The 21,947-nt window shown below is 60.6% G+C and carries 13 protein-coding genes; 12 read left to right on the top strand and 1 reads right to left on the bottom strand.

The features are described 5' to 3' along the window. Position 1: 1 nt before the first annotated feature. From LGH74_RS12835 to LGH74_RS12780, 12 genes are all read left to right on the top strand, one after another. Complete coding sequence (locus tag LGH74_RS12835; protein WP_226176337.1) at positions 2 to 964, top strand: glycoside hydrolase family 43 protein; 963 nt, start codon at positions 2 to 4, stop codon at positions 962 to 964. Further along, the gene (locus tag LGH74_RS12830) at positions 957 to 2,807 is read left to right on the top strand and encodes an exo-alpha-sialidase (protein WP_226176336.1); all 1,851 of its coding nucleotides are present in this window, start codon (positions 957 to 959) and stop codon (positions 2,805 to 2,807) included. Before LGH74_RS12835 ends, LGH74_RS12830 begins: the two co-directional genes overlap by 8 nt. Positions 2,808 to 3,015: 208 nt before the next feature. Beyond that, positions 3,016 to 3,321 (top strand): endonuclease domain-containing protein, encoded by a 306-nt coding sequence (locus tag LGH74_RS12825; protein ID WP_262904630.1) that lies wholly within the window; start codon positions 3,016 to 3,018, stop codon positions 3,319 to 3,321. 98 nt (positions 3,322 to 3,419) lie between these two features. Continuing rightward, the gene (locus tag LGH74_RS12820; RefSeq protein WP_226176334.1) at positions 3,420 to 6,245 is read left to right on the top strand and encodes a glycoside hydrolase family 2 protein; all 2,826 of its coding nucleotides are present in this window, start codon (positions 3,420 to 3,422) and stop codon (positions 6,243 to 6,245) included. 133 nt (positions 6,246 to 6,378) lie between these two features. Then, the gene (locus LGH74_RS12815) at positions 6,379 to 7,161 is read left to right on the top strand and encodes an NYN domain-containing protein (protein ID WP_226176331.1); all 783 of its coding nucleotides are present in this window, start codon (positions 6,379 to 6,381) and stop codon (positions 7,159 to 7,161) included. 54 nt (positions 7,162 to 7,215) lie between these two features. Then, on the top strand, positions 7,216 to 7,857 hold the full coding sequence (locus LGH74_RS12810) for a hypothetical protein (protein ID WP_226176328.1): 642 nt from the start codon (positions 7,216 to 7,218) through the stop codon (positions 7,855 to 7,857). A 213-nt stretch (positions 7,858 to 8,070) separates the two neighbouring features. Beyond that, complete coding sequence (locus tag LGH74_RS12805) at positions 8,071 to 10,836, top strand: alpha-L-rhamnosidase (RefSeq protein WP_226176325.1); 2,766 nt, start codon at positions 8,071 to 8,073, stop codon at positions 10,834 to 10,836. A 178-nt stretch (positions 10,837 to 11,014) separates the two neighbouring features. Continuing rightward, positions 11,015 to 12,259 (top strand): glycoside hydrolase family 88/105 protein, encoded by a 1,245-nt coding sequence (locus LGH74_RS12800; RefSeq protein WP_226176322.1) that lies wholly within the window; start codon positions 11,015 to 11,017, stop codon positions 12,257 to 12,259. Positions 12,260 to 12,286: 27 nt separating this feature from the next. Continuing rightward, on the top strand, positions 12,287 to 13,417 hold the full coding sequence (locus LGH74_RS12795; protein ID WP_226176319.1) for a sialidase family protein: 1,131 nt from the start codon (positions 12,287 to 12,289) through the stop codon (positions 13,415 to 13,417). Positions 13,418 to 13,586: 169 nt separating this feature from the next. Continuing rightward, positions 13,587 to 14,999, top strand: a complete 1,413-nt coding sequence (locus LGH74_RS12790) for an alpha/beta hydrolase family protein (RefSeq protein ID WP_226176316.1) — start codon at positions 13,587 to 13,589, stop codon at positions 14,997 to 14,999. A gap of 167 nt (positions 15,000 to 15,166) precedes the next feature. Beyond that, positions 15,167 to 17,056 carry a right-handed parallel beta-helix repeat-containing protein gene (locus tag LGH74_RS12785; protein WP_226176313.1) on the top strand — a complete coding sequence of 630 codons (1,890 nt, stop codon included), beginning with the start codon at positions 15,167 to 15,169 and terminating at the stop codon, positions 17,054 to 17,056. A 153-nt stretch (positions 17,057 to 17,209) separates the two neighbouring features. After that, entirely contained in the window at positions 17,210 to 19,372 is a 2,163-nt protein-coding gene (locus LGH74_RS12780) for an alpha-L-rhamnosidase-related protein (protein WP_226176311.1), read from the top strand. A gap of 218 nt (positions 19,373 to 19,590) precedes the next feature. On the opposite strand, the gene LGH74_RS12775 is transcribed toward LGH74_RS12780, so the two are convergent. Then, positions 19,591 to 21,864, bottom strand: coding sequence for a DUF5703 domain-containing protein (locus LGH74_RS12775; protein ID WP_226176309.1), 2,274 nt, complete (start codon positions 21,862 to 21,864; stop codon positions 19,591 to 19,593). Positions 21,865 to 21,947: the final 83 nt, after the last annotated feature.

Here is a 21,947-nt window from a genome sequence, read left to right as displayed (position 1 = left end):
TATGGCAAAAGGAATGGGCTGGCTGCTGGCCGGCGCGCTGCTGAGCTCCTGCGCCGCTTCTAGGGACGTGTACATGTTCACGTCTTTTCACGAGCCGGCCAACGAGGGCCTGCGCCTGCTCTACAGCTACGACGGCTATAAGTGGCAGGACCTGAACCACACGTTTCTCACCCCGCAGGTAGGCCCGAGCAAGCTCCTGCGCGACCCCAGCATTGCCCGCGGCCCCGATGGCACCTACCACCTCGTGTGGACCTGCGGCTGGAAGGGCGACAAAGGCTTCGGCTATGCTTCCTCCAAAGACCTGGTGCACTGGTCGGCGCAGCGCTTCATCGACGTGATGAGCCAGGAGCCGACGACCGTGAACGTGTGGGCCCCGGAAATCTTCTACGACGCGCCCACCCGGCAGTACCTTATCGTGTGGGCCAGCACTATTCCCGGGCGGTTTGAAAAGGGCGTAGAAGCCGACGACAACAACCACCGCCTGTACTACACCACGACTACCGATTTCCAGGCCTTCACACCCACCAAGCTGTTTCTGGACCCGGGCTGGAGCGCCATTGATGCGGTGGTAGTGCCACGCGGGCCGCAGGATTACGTGCTGGTAGTAAAAGACAATACCCGGCCCAACCGCAACATCAAGGTGGCCTTTGGGTCCTCGGCGCTGGGGCCATTTCCAAACGTGTCGGCACCTTTTACTGGCAACTTCACGGAGGGGCCGAGCGTGCTGGGTTTGCCCAATAAGGAATGGTTGATTTATTATGATGCCTACCAGGAAAAGCGCTACGGCGTGATGAAAACGGCTGATTTCAAGACGTTCACCGATGTGTCGGAGCAAACCAGCGTGCCGCCGGGGCACAAGCACGGCACCGTGTTCCGGGCCTCGCGCAAAACCCTGAAAACCCTGCTGCGAAGTGCCCCGATGGGTGCACCGGCAACTACCTCAACCAGCGGAACGCATGAATAAGCAGATAGCACTTCTGGCCGCGGCGGCGCTGGGTAGCTTTGGGGCGCAGGCCCAGGAAACTATCCGCTACACCGGCACCACGCTCAGCAACGTGGACTACCACCACGGGCAGCTGCGCCCGGCCATTGGCACCCACGCCCGGCAGGTGCTGCGCGCCAACCGGGAGCAGCCCAGCGCGGCGAACGGGGAGGGGTGGACCTACAACCACGCGCCCATGCTGGCCTACTGGCAGGGGCAGTTCTATTACCAGTACCTGAGCAACCCCGCCGGCGAGCATATTCCGCCCGGCCGCACCCTGCTGCTGACCAGCAAGGACGGCTATACCTGGACCGACCCGGTGGTCATCTTCCCACCCTACAAGGTGCCTGATGGCTTCACCAAGCCCGACCAGCCCGGCAAGGTGGCCCAGAACCTGGAGGCCGTGATGCACCAGCGCGTGGGCTTCTACACTTCCAAGAAAAACCGCCTGCTGACCCTGGGTTACTACGGCATTGCCCTCGACGCCAAAGACGACCCCAACGACGGGCAGGGCATCGGCCGGGTGGTGCGCGAGGTGCTGCCGGCTGGCAAGTTCGGCCCCATCTACTTCCTACGCTACAACAAGACCTGGGACCAGTCGAAATCGGCCTACCCGTTCTACACCAAGAGCAAGGACAAGGGCTTCGTGGCGGCCTGCGAGGAAATTCTCGCGAATCCGCTGATGATGCAGCAGATGGTGGAGGAGCAGGACCGCGACGACCAGCTCATCCCGCTGCGCAAGGAGTACAAGGCCTTCAGCTACTACCACCTACCCGACAACCGGGTGGTGGGCCTCTGGAAGCACGCGCTGACCAGCATCAGCCCCGACGGCGGCAAAACCTGGCCCAACCCGGTGATTCGCGCCCCGCACTTCGTCAACAGCAACGCCAAAATCTGGGGCCAGCGCACCTCCGACGGCCGCTACGCCACCGTGTACAACCCCTCGGAGTTCCGCTGGCCGCTGGCCGTGTCGACCTCCCCGAACGGCCTCGACTACATCGACCTGTGGCTGGTGCACGGCGAAATCACGCCCATGCGCTACGGCGGCAACTACAAAAGCTACGGCCCGCAGTACGTGCGCGGCATCCAGGAAGGCGACGGTACCCCGCCCGACAAGAAAATGTGGGTGAGCTACAGCGTGAACAAGGAGGATTTGTGGATTGCCTCGGCGCCGGTGCCCATTCGCGCCACGGCTACCAGCCACGCCAACGACGTGTTTGCCCAGCTACCCGCCGGCCAGGAGCTGGATCAGTGGAACACGTACAGTTTAGTCCAAGCGCCAGTCGAAATTGGGCCGCTGCCCGATGGGAGCAAGGGCCTCGTGTTCAAGGACTCGGACCGCTTCGACTATGCCAAGGCCGAGCGCATCATCCCCGAGAGCAAGCATCTGGTAGCCGAGCTGTCGGTAGTACCGGGCCAGAACGACCACGGCCTGCTGCAAATCGAGTTTCAGGACGCCAAGGGCCAGCCCGCCGTGCAGCTTTCCTTCGACTCCACCGGCACGCTCAGTTACAAGGCCGGGGCGCGCTTCAAGGGCGTGACCAAGTACCAGGCCGGCCAGCAGCTCGACCTGAAAGTGACCCTGGACGCGCCCAACCGCACCTGCACCGTCACGACCAACGGCAAGACCAGCACCTTCATCTTCTTCGCCCCGGTGGCCTCCTTCGAGCGGGTAATGCTGCGCACCGGCCCCGCCCGCCACTTCCCCACGCCCGACACGCCCGCCGACCAGACTTACGATTTGCCCCGAGCCGGCGAGTCGGAGAAGTTGGCAGTGTTTTACCTGAAGTCGCTGAAGACGAGTGGGGGAGTGGTGACGCCCTAGAGGCGCCTCGTGTGCGCCTCACCCCCCGGTCCCCTCTCCGAAAAGGAGAGGGGGAGCCACGGCGGCGCGGGTGGTTCTGCTAGCTTGTTGGTTTGCTGATGCTAGCCGATTCTATGGAAACCAACGAGCCTTACCTGCCGCAGGATAAAATCTTTACCGCCGACCGGAAGCAGTACGGCCGGCTGACCTGAAAGCCCGCTCGCGCGGAATGCGCCACGAGCCGACGCCGGCCGAGGAGCTGCTCTGGCAGCGGCTGCGCGGTAATCAGCTAGGGGTGAAGTTTCGCCGCCAGCACAGCATCGACCGGTTCATCGCCGACTTCGTGTGCCTGCCGCACAAGCTGATAGTCGAGCTGGACGGCGCCGGCCACCTGGAACCCAACCAGGCCGAATACGACAAAGGCCGCTCCGGAATCCTGGCTGAGCTAGGCTTCCACGTCCTCCGCTTCGCCAATGACCAAGCCTTAAACGAAACCGAGAAAGTCCTCCAGGCCATCAAAGCCAACTTACCATGAGCCTCAGCGCCAAAAGTCCCCAAGTCGTCAGGCTCCCCCTCTCCTTTTCGGAGAGGGGGCCGGGGGGTGAGGCGCACGTGAGGCACCCCCAGCCCGATATGCTCAAACGTTTCCTCCCATACCTCCTCGCGCTCCTGCCCCTGGCCTCTCAAGCCCAGCAGACCGAAATTCAGCTGCTCTCCGGTCCCGACAAAGACCACACGGTAAAGTGGAAGTTCTACTGCTCAGCCGGCCGCAAAGCCGGTAAGTGGACCACCATCCCGGTGCCTTCCAACTGGGAGCTGCAGGGCTTCGGCAAGTACAACTACGGCCACGCCAAGGACACCGCCCGCGGCAAGGAAGTGGGCCAGTACAAGTACGAGTTCAAGGTGCCCAAAAACTGGGACGGCAAGACGGTGAATATCGTCTTCGACGGCGCCATGACCGACACCGAGGTGAAGATTAACGGCCAGTCGGCGGGCCCGATTCACCAGGGCTCCTACTACCGCTTCAAGTACGACATCACCAAGCTGCTCAAGCCGGGCAAAACCAACCTGCTCGAAGCCACCGTCAGCAAGCACTCGGCCAACGAGTCGGTGAACGACGCCGAGCGGCGCGGGGACTTCTGGCTGTTCGGCGGCATCTTCCGCCCGGTGTTCCTGGAGGCCCTGCCCGCCACCCACATCAGCCGCGTAGCCGTGGATGCCAAGGCCGACGGCTCCCTGCGCGCCAACGTGTACACCCAGGGCAGCGGGGCCGACGAAGTCGTGGGCCAGCTCTACACCCTCGACGGGCAGAAAGCCGGCGCCGAGTTCCGCGCGGCCGTGGCCGGCGGCGCTGCCACTACGCGCCTGCAAACCGCGCTCAGCCAAGCACGGCTCTGGACGCCCGAAACGCCCAACCTCTACCGCGTGGCCTTCACCCTGCGCAAGGGCGGGCAGCCGGTGCACACCGTGGATAAGCGCATCGGCTTCCGCACCATGGAAGTGCGCGAGCGGGACGGCATGTACCTGAACGGCGTCAAAATCAAGTTCAAGGGCGTCAACCGCCACTCGTTCTGGCCGACCTCGGGCCGCGTGACCAGCAAGGCCCTAAGCATTCAGGACGTGAACCTGATGCGCGAGATGAACATGAACGCCGTGCGCATGGCCCACTACCCACCCGACGACCATTTCCTGGCCGCCTGCGACTCGCTGGGCCTCATGGTGCTCGACGAAATAGCCGGCTGGCACGGCAATTACGACACGCCCACCGGCACCAAGCTCACCGAGGAGATGGTGCGCAAAGACGAAAACCACCCTAGCATCGTGGTGTGGGTGAACGGCAATGAGGGCGGCCACAACTTCGACCTCGACCCGGTGCTCGACCGCCTGGATTTGCAGCAGCGCCCCGTCATCCACGCCTGGCAGGTGTTCCGCGGCACCGACACCCAGCACTACATCAACTACGACTACGGCAACGGCACGCACTTGCAGGGCCACAACGTGGTGTTCCCCACCGAGTTTCTGCACGGCCTCTACGACGGCGGCCACGGCGCCGGCCTCGAAGATTACTGGGAGCAGATGTGGGCCCACCCGCGCTCGGCCGGCGGCTTCCTCTGGGACTTCTCCGACGCCGGCGTGGTGCGCACCGACAAGGGCGGCATCCTCGACACCGACGGCAACCACGGCGCCGACGGCATCCTCGGGCCCTACCGCGAAAAGGAGGGCAGCTTCTTCACCATCAAGGAAGTCTGGAGCCCCGTGTTCTTCGAGCGCCGCGAAATCACCCCGGCCTTCGACGGCACCTTCCGCGTGCAAAACCGCTTCCACTTCACCGACCTGTCGCAGTGTAAGTTCACCTGGAAGCTAACCCAGCTGCCCGGCCCCGGCGCCAAAGCCGCGTCCCTCGCCACCCAAACCGGCACCCTCACCGCGCCCAGCATCGCGCCCGGCGGCACCTACGGCACCCTGCGCCTCGAAATGCCCTCGAAGTGGCAAGGATTCGACGTGCTCTATATCACCGCCCAGTACCCCGACGGCCGCGAAATATACACCTGGAGCTGGCCCATTGCCCGCCCCGCCGCCGTGGCCCAGCAGCTCGTGCGCCTCGAAGCCCCCGGCGCCGCCCGCCTCACTGAAACCGACTCGCTCTACGCCGTGGCCGCCAACGGCGTGGAGCTGACCTTCAGCCGCCGCTCGGGCCTGCTGCGCCAGGTGCGCAACGCCAAGGGCATCATCCCGCTTTCCAACGGCCCCGTGCTGGCCGAGGGTGAAACTGCCTTCGAGGGCCTGAGCCAGCGCCAGGACGGCCCGAACGTCGTCATCGAAGCCAGATTCGGCAAGCAGAGCCGCTACCAGTCCTTGCAGTGGACGGTGTACCCCTCGGGCTGGGTGAAGCTGACCGCCAAATACTTCCCCAAAGACTACGACTTCCAGCTGGCCGGCCTCAACTTCAACTACCCCGAAAAGGAAGTCCAAGGCATTCAGTGGCGCGGCGACGGGCCCTACCGCGTCTGGAAAGACCGCCTGAAGGGCACCAACCTGGGCGTGTGGACCAAGGCCTACAACAACACCAGCACCGGCGAAATGGAGGGCACCCGCGGCCCCGAGTACCCCGAGTTCAAGGGCTACTACTCCAACTTCTACTGGCTCACCCTGCAGACCACCGGCCAGCCCCTCACCATCGTCTGCGACCAGGAAGACGTGTACCTGCGCCTGTTCACGCCGCGCTTCTCGGCCACGCCCTACAACACGGCCCCGGCCTTCCCCGGCGGCCAGCTCTCCTTCATGCACGGCATTTCGGCCATCGGCACCAAGTCGCAGAAAGCCGAGAACATGGGCCCGATGGGCAAAACCAACATGTACTACGACTACGGCAAAGACCCCTCGTACGCCAAGGAAATGACCCTGTACTTCGACTTCTCCGGCCAGCAGGCGCCGGCTGGGGCCGTCGGGCAGCAGTAGGTTAGTGCAATCATTCCATAATCAAGAATGAGAAGTTCGATTAACATTGCTACATTGCAAAACTGATATCTAGGTTGGTAGAGATAATGCTTTGTGTGAAGCAATCTAATGCAAAAATAAAACGAATTAAAGTATGAAGGAATCTAAATTTAATATTGCTGTTTTAATTGACGGTGATAATGCTCAAGCTAAATTAATTAAAGAGGTGCTACAGGAAGTTTCAAAATATGGCAAGGCTACAATAAGGAGAATATATGGGGATTGGACATCTCCTAATATGAATAGTTGGAAAGATGTTCTTAATATTCATTCTGTTAGTCCAATTCAGAAGTTTTCATATACCTCTGGAAAGAACTCCACGGATAGTTCTCTTATTATTGATGCAATGGACATACTGCACAGTAAAAGCGTAGAAGGCTTTTGTATTGTGTCAAGTGACAGTGATTATACAGGTTTGGCGAAGAGAATAAGAGAAGAAGGTCTTTTTGTAATGGGAATAGGTAAGCATAATACTCCTATTGCATTTGTTAATTCTTGTGAAATTTTCACATTTACGGAGATTCTCAACGTAGAGTCCGATTCAATTACAGAGCAGAGTAAAAGTTTTAGTGCTAAAAATGAAATTAAAAAGCCTTCAGAAACAAAGAGCAGACCTTCAGAAAAAAATAAATTCCCAGCTATTGATAATGATATAATAGACAAAGCTTTTGAAATTTCATCTAATGAAGGCTATGAAGTGCATATATCAAAAATCGGCCTAGCTTTAAGGAAAATTGATCCTAGTTTTGATCCAAGAACTTATGGCTTCAAGACGCTGACTCAGCTTTTTGAGAGCTTAAGCAACTACACTGTAATTGAGAATAAGGTTAATGGCTCAAATCATCCGCTCGTAAAGCAAAATGACTTGAGCCATTGAGGTGCTCGTCTTGATAAATGCTAAAATAAAGATTGAACTTTAAAAACAATTGAGATGGACATTGAGGAAATGAAGAATTTTGTTGGTCAAAGAATACGCAGTGTCGAAAATAAAGAAGTTGACAAAGATTTTTTAAATAATAGTGGGGTATTAATTCATTTTATACCTGAAAATTTACTAGATAATAATGTGCTGGATTGGTCAAGTAAAGATCATCAATTTAAGATAAAAAATTCTTTTAGGCGTCTTTCTGGTCTTGAGGCTAAGTATACTAATCTAGATGATAGAGTGTTGAGTTATACGCCAAATGATGAGTATTATATATGTTTTCAAAATGGAATAACTGAAGCTTTTAGGCCTGTTGAGATTAGGGATGCATTGGGTTATGGTTATAAATTTATTAAAGTAGATAACTTGTTTTATTTTATTGATGATTTTATAAATGCAAGTAAAATAGTTCATGATAAAATATATAAAACTATCCCCAGCTACTATATTTTTATAAGCCTGCTCGATGTGAATGAAGTTCTTTTCGCCTCTTTTGATAATAAGTACGTTACGACTGTACCATTTCCTGGTAAAAATTTAAGATTTGAACCATTTGAATTGAATGTGTTGTCTTCTAAAATCATACAGGGAATTATGAGCGGCATTCATTATGGAATTAAGTCAACATCACAATGGAGGCTAAATTAGGTTCTCGATTCAGATGCTAAAAAGAGTAAGCCTCCACCCCGCCATGCCCAAATCCTAAAGCTTTCTGCTAAGATCGTAGAATGATGGCCCGGGGAAATTGGCGAACTATGTAGCGCCAAAAGTGCCCAGCACAACCCCGCGGCCCCGGCCGGCCCATCGGCCGGCTTCCCCTCGCCTCAGTGGGCGCGGGGGCCGCCGGGCCCGGCCTGCCCCATGACCCTGCGCATTATACTTTCTTCGCTTCTCACCGCCCTGCTGCTCACGGCCTTCCGCGCCGATAAGCCCGCGGCCGTGCAGCTGCAGCGCCTGCGCTGCGAGCTGCTCACCAACCCCGAAGGCATCGACGCCACCGCCCCGCGCCTGAGCTGGGAGCTGAGCGGTGCCGCCCGCGGCCTGGAGCAAACCGCCTACCAGGTGCTGGTGGCCTCCTCGCCCGACAAGCTGGCCGCCGACGAGGGCGACCTGTGGAACTCCGGCCAGGTCACGTCGGCCCAATCGGTGCACGTGCGCTACGCCGGCCAGCCGCTGCGCAGCCGCACCCGCTGCTACTGGAAGGTGCGCACCTGGACCAGCCAGGGCCCCACGGCCTGGAGCGCCCCGGCTTCCTGGAGCATGGGCCTGCTCAACTACCTCAACTGGAAAGGGCGCTGGATTGGCTTCGACCGTGCCTTTCCCTGGGACGATGAAACCACCCATGCTCGCCTCTCGGCCCGCTACTTCCGCAAGGAGTTCCAGGCCGCCAAGCCCATCCGCCAGGCCACGGCCTACATCATCGGGCTGGGCCTGTACGAGCTGCACCTGAACGGGCAGCGGGTAGGGGAGCAGGTGCTGGCCCCCGGCCCCACCGACTACGGCCAGGGCGTGAAGTACAACACCTACGACGTGACTGGCCTGCTGAAAGCCGGCCCCAACGCGGTGGGCGTGACCCTGGGCAACGGCCGCTTCTACACCATGCGGCAGCACTACAAGCCCTACAAAATCAAGACTTTCGGCTACCCCAAGCTGCTGATGCAGATCGAGGTGACCTACGCCGACGGCTCGCGCGACATCATCAAGACCGACGACACCTGGCAGGGCACCGCCGACGGCCCCATCCGCACCAACAACGAGTACGACGGCGAGGAATACGCCGCCACCAAGGAAATGCCCGGCTGGGCCTCGGCCGGCTTCGACGCCAAAAGCTGGCTCAAGGCCGAACTGGTGCAGGAGCCCGGCGGCGCCTTCGAGGCGCAGATGAACGAGAACATGAAGGTGATGGAAACGCTCCGGCCCGTCTCAATCAAGCCCCTGGCCGGCGGCAAGTACATCCTCGACATGGGCCAGAACCTGGCCGGCTGGCTGCGCCTGCACGTGCAGGGCAAAGCGGGCCAGCAGGTGACGCTGCGCTTCGCCGAGACCCTGCAGCCCAGCGGCGAGCTGTACGTGCGTAACCTGCGCGACGCCCGCGTGACCGACGTGTACACCTTAAAAGGCGGCGCCCGCGAAACCTGGGAGCCGCGCTTCGTCTACCACGGCTTCCGCTACGTGGAAATCAGCGGCTGGCCCGCCGGCGCGGCGCCCACCCTGGCCGACTTCGACGGCCGCGTGGTGTACGACGACATGCCCACCACCGGCGCGCTGACCACCTCCGACGCGACCATCAACCAGGTGTACCGCAACGCCTACTGGGGCATCCGCAGCAACTACAAGGGCATGCCCGTGGACTGCCCGCAGCGCAACGAGCGGCAGCCCTGGCTCGGCGACCGGACCACCGGGGCCTACGGCGAGAGTTTCCTCTTCGACAACTCCCGCCTCTACGCCAAGTGGCTGCGCGACATCGAGCAGGCCCAGAAAGCCGACGGCAGCATCCCCGACGTGGCCCCGGCCTTCTGGCGCTACTACGGCGACAACGTGACCTGGCCCGGCACCTACCTCACCGTGGCCGACATGCTCTACCGCCAGTACGGCGACGAGCAGGTGCTGGCCCGCCACTACGATTCCATGCGCCGCTGGCTGGTGTACATGAGCCAGAACTACTCCGAAAACGGCCTCGTGACCAAGGACAAGTACGGCGACTGGTGCGTGCCGCCGGAGTCCAAAGAGCTGATTCACTCCAAAGACCCCGCCCGCAACACCGACGGCGTGCTCATTGCCAGCAGCACCTATTATCATATGCTGGACCTCATGCGTGGCTTCGCCGCGACGCTGGGTAAGACCAAGGACGCCGACGAGTACACCCAGCAGATGGCCGCGCTGAAAACGGCTTTCAACCAGAAATTCCTGAACCGGGAAAGCTGCCAGTACTCCAACAACACCGTGACGGCCAACCTGCTGCCCTTGTCCTACGGCATGGTGCCCGCCGAGGCCGAGGCCAAGGTGTTCCAGAACATCGTCGATAAAATCATGGTCGAAAATCAGGGCCACATCAGCACCGGCGTCATCGGTACGCAGTGGCTGATGCGCGGCCTCACCCAGCGCGGCCGCCCCGACGTGGCCCTGCGCCTGGCCTCCAACCGCGACTACCCAAGCTGGGGCTACATGGCCGCCAACGGGGCCACCACCATCTGGGAGCTGTGGAACGGCAACACCGCCGACCCGGCCATGAACTCCCAGAACCACGTGATGCTGCTCGGCGACCTGCTCATCTGGCAGTACGAAAACCTGGCCGGCATCAAATCCGCCCCCGACGCGCCGGGTTTCCAGCGCCTGGAAATGAAGCCCACGCCCACGGCCGGTTTGACCTTCGTCAATGCTTCCTACCAATCGGTGCGCGGCCTGATCAAAAGCAGCTGGAAACAGGAGGCCAAGCGCTTCACCTGGAATATTACGGTGCCGGGCAATACCAAAGCCGTGGTCTACATTCCGGCTAAGGACGCTAAGGATGTGCAGGAAAGCGGCAAGAAAGCTGCGTCCGCGCCGGGCGTGAAGTTTCTGCGCCAGGAAGGGGAAAGGGCCGTGTTTGAAGTCGGCTCCGGCGACTATGCTTTCGTGGTGAAATGAGCCTGAGCGACCAGCCTGGAACACTAACCCCAGAACGTCATGCTGAGCTTGTCGAAGCATCTCTACCGCAGTGGTAAATGATTACTTCTACAACGAAGCGGTAGAGATGCTTCGACAAGCTCAGCATGACGGCCTTTTACCCATCTAAACAGCTCAAGATCTACTTGCTTACTAACGAATGATAAAATCAACCACCTACCGAACCGGCCTGCTGGCGTTGTCGCTGACTTTCGTGGCGGGCAGCGGCTGCGTCAGTGCGTCAAGTGCGGCAGCTCCGGTGCCAAGCGCTGAGCAAACCTCTGTGCCCGGCACAGAACAGCCCGCGCCGGCTCCGGCCAAATGGTCGGAGCGCATGCTGCAGTCGGTGCTGAAGCGCAGCCCGTGGATGGCTGATGCCAACGAAAAAGATACCTGGGGATACACGCAGGGGCTGATTATTTACGCCCTGGAGCAGGTTTGGCGGCAGACCAAGGACCCGCAGTACCTGGCCTACATTCAGCGCTACGGCGACAAGATGATTGACATCCAGGGCCAGATCAAAACCTACAAGTTTGAGGATTTCAACCTCGACAACCTCAACTCGGGCAAGGTGCTCTTCAACCTCTACGCCCAGACCAAGGACGAAAAGTACCGCAAAGCCCTCGACCAGCTGCGCGAGCAGCTGCGCAAGCAGCCCCGCACGAGTGAGGGCGGCTACTGGCACAAGCTCAAATACACCCAGCAGATGTGGCTCGACGGGGCCTACATGGCCAGTCCGTTTCTGGCTCAGTACGCGGCCACCTTCAACGAGCCGGCCGCCTTCGATGAGGTAGCCCGGCAGTTCATCCTGCTGGAAAAGCACCTGCGCAACCCCCAGACCGGCCTGCTCTACCACGGCTACGACGAAAGCCGGCAGCAGAAATGGGCCAACCCCCAAACCGGCGCCTCGCCCAACGTCTGGGGCCGGGCCATGGGCTGGTACGGCATGGCCCTGGTGGACGTGCTCGACTATTTCCCCGCCAAGCACCCCAAGCGCCAGGAACTGCTCCGGATTCTGGACCGGCTGGCCGTGGCCGTGGTCAGGTACCAGGACCCCAAATCGGGCCTGTGGTACCAGGTAGTGGACCAACCTACTCGGCCCGGCAACTACCTGGAGGCCTCGGCGTCGAGCATGTTCGTGTACGCGCTGGCTAAAGGTGCCAACCGCGGCTACCTGCCTAAACCCTACCGCGCCGCGGCCGAAAAAGGCTACGCGGGCATCACCGGGCAGCTGGTGGAAGTGAAGCCCGACGGCGAAGTGAACCTGCTGCAGGTGTGCGAAGTGGCCGGCCTGAGCGCCGACCGGGACGGCAGCTTCGAGTACTACATCAAGGAGCCGATTCGGGTGAATGACCCCAAAGGCACCGGCCCTTTTATTCTGGCCAGTCTGGAGCTAAACCAATAGCCTTTCGCCTGACCGCAACGATTTCGCATGAAAAAGACAGTTCTGACTTTGCTGGGTAGCCTGCTGCTGCTGAGCGCCACGGCCCAGACCAAGCCCTGGAAGCACGGCATCCTTACCGACGAGTTTATCCTGGAAAAAATGCCCTTCCCGGAAAGCCACGCCGCCACCATTGCCGAAACGCCCGGGGGCCTGGTAACGGCCTGGTTTGGGGGCACCAAGGAGCGCAACCCTGACGTGGGCATCTGGATCAGCCGGCAGGAAGACGGCCGGTGGACCGCGCCAGTGGAAGTGGCCAACGGTGTCGTAAATGAAACCCTACGCTACCCCACCTGGAATCCGGTGCTCTACCAGGTGCCCGGCGGTGAGCTGCTGCTCTTCTACAAAATCGGCCCCAAGCCTAGCGACTGGAAAGGCTACCTGCGCCGCTCCACGGATAACGGGCTAACGTGGTCGGCGGCCGAAGCCCTGCCTGAGGGCTACATCGGGCCGGTGAAAAACAAGCCCGTACTGCTGGCCGATGGCCGCCTGCTGAGCCCCACCAGCACCGAGGGCAATTTGGGCTGGCGCGTGCACCTGGAGGAAACCGCCGACAACGGCAAAACCTGGAAGATGATTGGCCCCATCGAAAACGGCGAAACCAAGGGCGCCATCCAGCCCAGCATTCTGAAGCATAAAGACGGCCGCCTGCAGCTGCTCTGCCGCAGCCGCGACCGGGCCATTTTGGAGTCGTGGTCGTCGGACCAGGGCCGGACCTGGACGCCGCTGGCCAAAACCACGCTGCCCGGCAACAACTCCGGCACCGATGCCGTGACGCTCAAAGACGGCCGCCAGTTGCTGGTCTACAACCATGTGCTGCCGCCCGGCACGCTGGCCAAGGGTCCGCGCACCCCGCTGAACGTGTCGGTGTCGAAGGATGGCAAAACGTGGTACGCCGCGGCCATTCTCGAAGACTCACCTATCAGCCAGTACTCGTATCCGTCCGTGATTCAAACCCAGGATGGGCTGGTGCATTTCGTGTACACCTGGCGGCGCAAAAGCATCAAGCACGCCGTGCTGGACCCTAAGAAGATGAAGCTGGTGAAGATTAAAGACGGCAAGTGGCCCGTTATCAAAGGCTACAAAGCCCCCGGCGAAACGGCGGAAATCACCCAGGATTAGGCGCTTCACCCCCAGCGCCTCTCCGAAAAAGGTGAGGGGGAGCCAAACGACATAAGAGTATGCGCCTAAGCAAAAACACCATTCTATTCTAATGCCAAATAGAGCCCGTCTGGCTCCCCCTCTCTTTTTCGGAGATGGCGCCGGGGGTGAGGCGTACACCAGCTCCATTATGTCCCGAATCCTCTTCCTGCTAACCTTGTTGCTGACCCTTGCCACCGCGGCCTGGGCGCAAACCTCGGACGAGCAGTACCGCCTGCCGCTGCACACGGTGCTGGAGCAGATTCAGCAGCGCTACGGCGTGAAAATCAGGCCCGACGCGGCTATGGTGCAGGACAAGTGGTTGACCTACGCCGAGTGGCGCTACCGCCCCGACGTGGAGGAAACCCTGAAAAACGTGCTGGCCCCGTTTGACCTGCAGGCGACCAAAACCGGGGCCAACGCCTACAAGCTCAAGACGTTTCAGTACCACCTCAAAACGCCCGAAGAAGGCGCTGCCCAGCTGGCCTACCTGGCCTCCCGCTACAATGATGTTGCCAGCTGGGAAAAGCGCAAAGCCGAGCTGCGTGGCTGTTTGTGGTCGGCGCTGCGCCTCTCGCCCATGCCGGCCAAGCCCGCCAGCAAGCCTATTATTACCAACAAGCGGCAGTTCGACGGCTACTCGGTGGAAAACGTGGCCCTCGAAACCCTGCCCGGTCTCTACGTTACCGGCTCGCTGTACCGGCCCCTGAAGCCCAAGGGCAAAATCCCGGTGATTATCAGTCCCGATGGGCACTTCGGCGACGGGCGCTACCGGGCCGATGCCCAAAAGCGCTGCGCCACGCTGGCCCGCATGGGCGCTATGGTCTACAGCTACGACTTGTTTGCCTGGGGTGAGTCGCTCTTGCAATTCAGGCCCGAAGACCACCGCCGTAGCCTGGCCATGACGGTACAGGCCCTTAATGGTTTGCGTGCGTTAGACTTTCTGCTAACCCAGAAAAACGCCGATGCCGCCCGCGTGGCCATTACCGGCGGCTCGGGTGGCGGCAGCCAAACCATGCTGCTCACCGCCCTCGACGACCGGATCAAAGTGAGTGTGCCGGTGGTGATGCTCTCGACCTACCACAGCGGGGGCTGCCCCTGCGAAAGTGGGATGCCGGTGCACCTCTGCGGCGGCGGCACCAACAACGCCGAGCTGGCCGCCATGGCCGCGCCCCGGCCTCAGCTGGCCATAACGGACGGCGGCGACTGGACCGCCCAGACGCCGGAAGTAGCCTATCCTTACCTGCAGAAAATCTACGGCTACTACGGCAAAACCGGCCTCGTGCAAAACACGCATCTGCCCAAGGAAGGCCACGACTACGGCCCCTCGAAGCGCCAGGCCATGTACCGGTTTCTGGCCCAGCACCTGGGTCTGAATCTGCAAGCCGCCGAGGATGCGGCCGGCCAGCTGGACGAGTCGAAAGTGACCGTGGAAAAAGAGGAAGCGCAGAAAGTGTTCGGCCCGAAAGGGGAGCTGCTGCCCGCCACTGCTCTGCGCAGTTTTGAGGCACTGCAGGCCGTGTTCAGTAAGTCGGTGACGCAAGCTCAGGCACAGAAGAATTAGGCCCGCGTGTAGCGCTGATTTTGTAGTCGGCGCGGCGGCGGAACGCCGCAATGCGGATTCGGACCATCTGGCTCTGCTATCTGTTCCGTCTGAATTGCCTAGAACCAAATTGGCGCCCTCAGCGCCAGCGCCGACTACAACGTCAGCGCTACACGCAAATCCACTGCATGATCCGCTCGTTTTCCGTCAGCCTGCTTTTCGCCCTGCACCTGCTAACCACCGCAGCCCACGCGGCCGATATCTGGGTGGCGCCCTCGGGCTCGGACCGCAACCCGGGCACGAAGGAAAAGCCGCTGGCGACCCTGAACACGGCGCTCCGGGAAGCACGCAACCTGCGCCGCCTGCACGATGCCTCGGTGCAGAACGGGGTGCGTATCTGGCTGCGCGGCGGCGAATACCGGCTGCACGAGCCCTGGCTTTTCCGGCCCGAAGACTCCGGTACGGCCAGCAACCCCACCATCATTGAAGCCGCGCCCGGCGAGCAGCCCGTACTCAGCGGAGGCGTGCCCGTTACGGGCTGGCAGAAAGTGACGGGTAAAATACCGGGCTTGCCCGCCGCTGCGCAGGGGCAGGTGTGGGCCGCCAGGGTTCCACTGGTAGCCGGCCGCGCGCTGAGTATCCGGCAGCTGTGGGTGAATGGCCGCAAAGCCACGCGGGCCCGCACGCCCAACTACGACAACCTGCCCCGCCTGCTGGGCTGGGACACCGACAAGCGCGAAGCCTGGATTCCGGCCGCGGCGGTGGGTGCTGTGCGGCAGCCGGGCCAGCTGGAAATGGTGCTGCACCAGATGTGGGCCGTAAATGTGCTGCGGGTGCGGAGCCTGACGATGCAGGGCAGCAAGGCCCGCGTCACGTTTCACGAGCCCGAAAGCCGCATCCAGTTTGAGCACCCCTGGCCCCGGCCTATCATCGACGGCAAAAACGGCAGCTCGGCCTTTTACCTGACCAACGCGGTGGAGCTGCTCGACACGCCCGGCGAGTGGTTTTACGATGCTCCACACGGGCAGCTTCTCTACTGGCCCCGGCCCAACGAAACCATGAGCACCGCGCAGGTAATCGTGCCCGCGCTGGAAACCCTGGTGCGCGTGGCCGGCAGCCTCGACCAGCCGGTGAGCTACGTACAGTTCCGGGGCCTCACCTTTGCCTACACCACTTGGCTGCGGCCTTCCGAGCAGGGCCACGTGCCGCTGCAAGCGGGCCTGTTTATGCTGGATGCCTACTCGCTGCAAACGCCCGGTACCCCCGACAAGAAAGACCTCGAAAACCAGGCCTGGCTGGGCCGCCCACCCGCCGCCGTGGCGCTCAGCGGGGCTCACCACACCAGCTTCACGCGCTGCCGCTTCGAGCATTTGGCTTCGGCGGGGCTCGACTACCAGAGCGGCACCCACGACGACGCGGTGACGGGCTGCACCTTCCGCGACATTGCCGGCAACGGTATTCAGCTGGGCAAATTCTCCGACGAAGGCACCGAAACCCACCTGCCTTACAACCCCACCGACCCGCGCGAAATAGTCACCAACGAGCTGCTGGAAAACAACCTGCTGCTCGACTGCGGCAACGAGGACTGGGGCTGCGTGGGCCTGGCGGCCGGCTACGTGCGCGGTACTACCATCCGCCACAACGAAATAGCGCAGGTGCCCTACACCGGTATCAGTCTGGGCTGGGGGTGGACCAAAACCGCTAATGCCATGCAGGATAACCGCGTGACGCAGAACTACATTCACCACTACGGGCAGCACACTTACGACGTGGCCGGCATCTACACGCTCTCGGCCCAGCCGGGCACGGTAATCAGCGAAAATCGGGTGGAGGAAATAGGGCGGGCCCCCTACGTGCACGACCCTGACCACTGGTTTTACCTCTACCTCGACGAAGGCTCCAGCGGCATTACGGTGCAAAACAATTGGTGCCCGGCCGAGAAGTTCTTGGCCAATGCCAACGGCCCCAACAACGTCTGGATCAACAACGGTCCTCTGGTGAGTGAGGCCATCAAACAAGCCGCGGGTTTGGAACCGGCTTTTCAGGAGTTGCGCAAAGCAATACCAAATAATAACTAAGAACGTCATGTCGAACCCAGTGAGACATCTCGCGGGCACTGGTAATCAATGCCCTTGCAACGAAGTGGGAGAGATGCTTCGCTGCGCTCTGCATGACCATCACAAGTCATTCTATCACCTCATCTGATGATAAAACCATACTTGAAACGAGTTGTGGCTGTGCTGCTCCTGCTGCTGCTCGACATCTCCGCCCAGGCCCAGCAAACGGCCAAAGCCACCTGGATCTGGTACCCCGGCGACTACGAAATCTGGCTGGGCAACCAGATGCAGAACCGGCGCACTGAGCGGGGCTCGTTCTTCCCGCCTTTCTGGCGCCTCGACAGCCACTACGCCCTCATCGACTTTCACCAGGATTTCGACCTGAAGCAGGCCGAGCAAGTGGAGCTGCGCGCCGAGGGCCAGTACAACGTGAAGCTCGATGGCAAGCTGCTGGCCGGAGCCCCCGAGCGGCTCACGGTGCCCGCCGGCAAGCACCGGCTCAACATCAAAGTATACAACCAGCAGCACGTGCCGGCCGTGTTTGTGCAGGGCAAAACCATCGGCACCGACGGCCGCTGGCTGGTGACTTACGAGGACAAGGAGTGGATTGACGCCTCGGGCAAAACCTCCGACCAATCGGGCACGACGTGGCTGACGGCCGGCAGCTGGAACTTCGACGCGGCCCAGACATTGCCCTCCGCCTTCCAGCTCAAAACCGAGCCCCGGCGCGCCGTGAGCGTCATGCGCACCGAGGGCGGCGGGCAGGTGGTGGATTTCGGGCGCGAAACCTTCGGCTACGTGCGCCTGCACGGGCTGCGGGGCAAGGGCGGCGTCACGCTGTACTTTGGCGAGTCGCGGGAGGAGGCCCTGGCGACGGAAACCTGCGAAACGCTGGAGCAGCTTAGCGTCAATCAGCCCCAGAAAGCCGACAAGCTCACCTCGCTGTCGAAGGCCTTTCGCTACGTCAATATCCGCCCGGAACCGGGCGTGACGCTGGATTCGGTGTCGATGCTCTACGAGTACGCGCCCGTGACCGAGCGGGGCAAGTTCCGGTGCTCGGATGAGCAGCTGAACAAAATCTGGGACGTGGCCGCCTACACCATGCAGCTTAACACCCGCGAGTTTTTCATCGATGGCATCAAGCGGGACCGGTGGATCTGGTCGGGCGACGCTTACCAGAGCTATTTGATGAACTACTACCTCTATTTCGACACGCCCACGGTAAGCCGCACCACCTTCGCGCTGCGCGGCAAAGACCCCGTAACCAGCCACATCAACACCATCATGGACTACACCTTCTACTGGTTTATCGGCATTTACGACGCCTACCAGTACACCGGCGACAAAACCGTGGTGACGCAGCTCTACCCGCGCATGCAGAGCCTGATGGACTACTGCCTTTCGCGCAGAAACAAGGACGGCTACATGGAAGGCCTGGCCGGCGACTGGGTGTTTATCGACTGGGCCGACGGGCTCAGCAAGAAGGGCGAAGTCAGCTTCGAGCAGCTGCTGCTGTGCCGCAGCCTGGAAAGCATGGCGTTGTGCGCGGGCTTGGTAAACGACCCGGCCGGGGCCCGGAAATACCAGCAGCTGGCCACCGAGCTGAAAGCCAAAATCTTTGCTACCTACTGGAATGCTGAAAAAGGCGCCCTCGTACACAGCCGCATCAACGGCCAGCCCACCGATAACGTGACGCGCTACGCCAATATGTTCAGCATCTTCTTCGGCTACCTCTCAGCCCAGCAGCAGCAGCAGGTGAAGCAGTCGGTGCTGCTGAACCCGGCGGTGCCCAAAATCACGACGCCCTACATGCGCTTCTACGAGCTGGAGGCCCTCTGCGCGCTGGGCGAGCAGCGCTATGTGCTCAAGGAAATGAAAAGCTACTGGGGCGGCATGCTCGATTTGGGTGCCACGTCGTTCTGGGAAGAGTACGACCCGACCAAGAAGGGCGCCGAGCACCTGGCCATGTACGGCCGGCCCTTCGGCAAAAGCCTCTGCCACGCCTGGGGTGCCAGTCCGATTTACCTGTTGGGCAAGTATTACCTGGGCGTAAAACCCCTCACGGCCGGCTACGCCACCTACGAAATCGTGCCCAGCCTCGGCGGCCTGCAGTGGATGGAAGGCACCGTGCCCACGCCCCAGGGTGATATTACGGTGCGCGCCACGCCCCAGCAGCTAAAGGTGAAAGGAGCCGCCGGCACCGGCGTTTTGCGGTTCACGAGCAAGTCGAAGCCCAGCTGTAAAGGCGCGAAGATTCAGGCCAAAGGCAATGGGCAGTATGAGCTGCCGCTGCAGCAAGGCCGCGAGTACGTGGTAACGTATCAGGCTGGGAACTGAGCTTGTTTTCTTGTCTTTTTTTCGGCTGTCATCCTGAGTGAAACGAAGGACCTTCCTCATCTGAGTGACAACCATAATTCGACGTGCAAAAGCCCTTTACCGTGCCGACGGTAAAGGGCTTTTGCACGTTAGTATAAACTACAGCGGGGTAGGTGATGAATGTCCTACTCGTTGCTCAGGATGACAGCCGAGAAACCGCCGCAGAATGAACCACCACCTTACTCACCCAGCATCACCACTACATCAGCGCGGCGCGACTCGGGCGTGACGCGCAGCTCCTGCACTCGGCCGTTTATCACCATGCCCTCCACGGTAGTCTGGTAAGGTGCGTGGAGCTTGAAGTGCACGTCCCAGCTTTTGGGCCAGGCCGGCAGCAGATAGATTTTTCGGCCGTCGGTTTGGAGCAACATTTCCTGCAGGCCAATCATGCCCGCGCCGCCCCAGTTGTGGTCGGGTGCCCAGTCGTAGCCAGGGCCCCAGAAGGCGGGGAAGCGGCGGCCCGAGTCCTGCAGCTTCTGCACTGTCAGCTCGGCGGCTTCCTCGGTCAGGCCGAGGCGGGCGGCGAAAATATTGTGCTGCTTCCAGCCCACGTGGCTGCGGAATTTCTGCACGTCCGGGTCGTAGCGGTAAGTGTTGCGGGCCGTGGCCAGGCCGGGCTTACCCAGGCCGTAGAGGCCCCACGGAAACACCGGATACAGCTGCGGACTTTCCACATTGTTGACCCGTTCCCAGGTTTTGGCCGGTGCCAGCATTTTATACCCATCGATTTCCCGAAAGCTGAGCTCTGGAATCCGGCTGAGCATAGCTGCCCACTGCTGGCGCTGCTGCTGGGTGCCGTAGGTGGCCGGCAACCCGAGCAGGCGTGTAAGCACGGTGCGCAGGCCGGCCACGGTGGAGGTGGCATTATAAGCCATCTTGTAAGTTTCGGCCCCCGAGCCGGGATACAGGACGAGGTGGCCCGCGCCGTCGAGTGCTTTGGCGCCGCGCTGCCGGGCCAGGTACTGGTAGTGCTCATCGAAAAAAGTAAGACAGCTTTCGATGAAGGGCAGATACGGGCCCATATCATGGCCGGCGTACTGCTCGGTTTCCAGCATCATCAGGCAGAATTCCAGCACCGTGTCCCACTCGTATTCCAACCAGGCGTTGTATTCCAACCCCTGGTCAAACCCAGCGGGGCGCTTCCAGCCGTACTCGGCCGGGTTGGGCAGCCCGAAGTTTTCGAGCTGCTCGGTGAAGCACGCGCCGGGGTGGTTCCAGTAGGTACGGCTGCGCAGTTCGGCGTTGTGCAGCAGGCGGAGGTAGAAATCGAACTGCGGCTTGAGTAGGGTCGCGTCGCCACTTTTGAGCATCGGCCAGTACACGAGGCGCTGATTCTGGGCCGTGTGGGTGCCACCGCCCCAGTTGCGGAAGTCGGGCGTAAACTTCAGCGTGGAGTCGGTGAGGACCGGGTCGTAGGTGAACAGGCCGCCGTTGAACTTGGTCGGGTACTGCCCGAAAGCGTTGCAGCCCAGCAGGTAGCGCATCAACTGGTAGTTGCGGCCCGCCTGCCACTGCGGCGTATTGGCTGCCGCCTTTTCGGGCTCAATGTGAATAAAGCTGCGTTGCCAATACTCGCGCCACCACGCCACGGTGCGCGTGCGGTCCGCTTTCGGGTTCTGCCGAGCCGCTTTCAGGGGTTGTTGTAGCTCTTGCTGCCACTGCGCCACCGTTGGGGCAACGGTGGTGTGCAACGCCAGAATGAAGGAGTGGGAGCGGGCCGGTTGGTGGCTTTTCAGCACCCAGCCGCGGTAGGGCGTGCGCAGATACTGGCCATCGGTGACACCGGCCGGCACCATGTTCGGTCCTTGCAACGCCCCACCAAAAATCAGGTTCTGCAGCGGGTTGAACAGCTGTGCTTTCACCGCCGCCAAGCCCTGCTGTTGCACGGTTACGTCGAAGACGGTTTGCGGGCGGTTCCGGTGGAAAAACTCCACGGTTTGGCCTCTGAAGCTGATACTGTCGTGGCGTGTTTTTACCTCGCCTTGGGGTGCCCACTTGTAGGAATTCTGGTTGTTTTCCTTGCCTTTGAGTACTCGGTCCTGAAAGCGCCAGCTTTCGTAGCTGGCAGTGGCCGTCAGCTTCTCGCTGCTACTCACTTCCACGTGTACCACCGGCCGGAATACATCCACCCAGATGTGCACCTGCGCCGAACGGTTGCCAACTCTGCCGGTTAGCGTGATGTCGCCGGTTTGCAAGGTGAGCTGCTGCTTGAAAGTGCCGCCTTCAAACGGATTCGGGCTCAGGCGCACCCGCACCCGGCCTAGTTTCAGCAGGCTGTTGTTCTCATCGAAAGTGCCGCTACGGGCCACGTAGAACAGCACGTCACCACCCTCGCTCCAGACGTTTAGCCCAATATCACCGCCCCCGCAGGGCATGGATTCGCCGCTGTTTTTGCTGGGGCTGATCCAGCTGATGTTGTTGGTAGTCAGCTCCCGTTGGGCGGTGGCCTGCAAGGGTAGCCAGCAAAGCAGCAATAGCAAACCAAGTTCCCGCAGAGGAGCGCGCAGGTACGTAGAGATTGTTACACGACTCTGTG

This window comes from Hymenobacter lucidus, assembly GCF_020447265.1.
In the GTDB taxonomy this organism is placed as follows: domain Bacteria; phylum Bacteroidota; class Bacteroidia; order Cytophagales; family Hymenobacteraceae; genus Hymenobacter; species Hymenobacter lucidus.
Note: the sequence above shows the minus strand (reverse complement) of the source record. Positions and strands in the feature narration are given on the sequence as shown.

Excerpts from the sequence above, each read along its gene's own strand:
- LGH74_RS12800 (WP_226176322.1), top strand. The coding sequence starts at position 11,015 with ATGATAAAATCAACCACCTACCGAACCGGCCTGCTGGCGTTGTCGCTG.
- LGH74_RS12790 (WP_226176316.1), top strand. The coding sequence starts at position 13,587 with ATGTCCCGAATCCTCTTCCTGCTAACCTTGTTGCTGACCCTTGCCACC.
- LGH74_RS12820 (WP_226176334.1), top strand. The coding sequence starts at position 3,420 with ATGCTCAAACGTTTCCTCCCATACCTCCTCGCGCTCCTGCCCCTGGCC.
- LGH74_RS12805 (WP_226176325.1), top strand. The coding sequence starts at position 8,071 with ATGACCCTGCGCATTATACTTTCTTCGCTTCTCACCGCCCTGCTGCTC.
- LGH74_RS12810 (WP_226176328.1), top strand. The coding sequence starts at position 7,216 with ATGGACATTGAGGAAATGAAGAATTTTGTTGGTCAAAGAATACGCAGT.
- LGH74_RS12830 (WP_226176336.1), top strand. The coding sequence starts at position 957 with ATGAATAAGCAGATAGCACTTCTGGCCGCGGCGGCGCTGGGTAGCTTT.
- LGH74_RS12795 (WP_226176319.1), top strand. The coding sequence starts at position 12,287 with ATGAAAAAGACAGTTCTGACTTTGCTGGGTAGCCTGCTGCTGCTGAGC.
- LGH74_RS12815 (WP_226176331.1), top strand. The coding sequence starts at position 6,379 with ATGAAGGAATCTAAATTTAATATTGCTGTTTTAATTGACGGTGATAAT.
- LGH74_RS12835 (WP_226176337.1), top strand. The coding sequence starts at position 2 with ATGGCAAAAGGAATGGGCTGGCTGCTGGCCGGCGCGCTGCTGAGCTCC.
- LGH74_RS12785 (WP_226176313.1), top strand. The coding sequence starts at position 15,167 with ATGATCCGCTCGTTTTCCGTCAGCCTGCTTTTCGCCCTGCACCTGCTA.
- LGH74_RS12825 (WP_262904630.1), top strand. The coding sequence starts at position 3,016 with ATGCGCCACGAGCCGACGCCGGCCGAGGAGCTGCTCTGGCAGCGGCTG.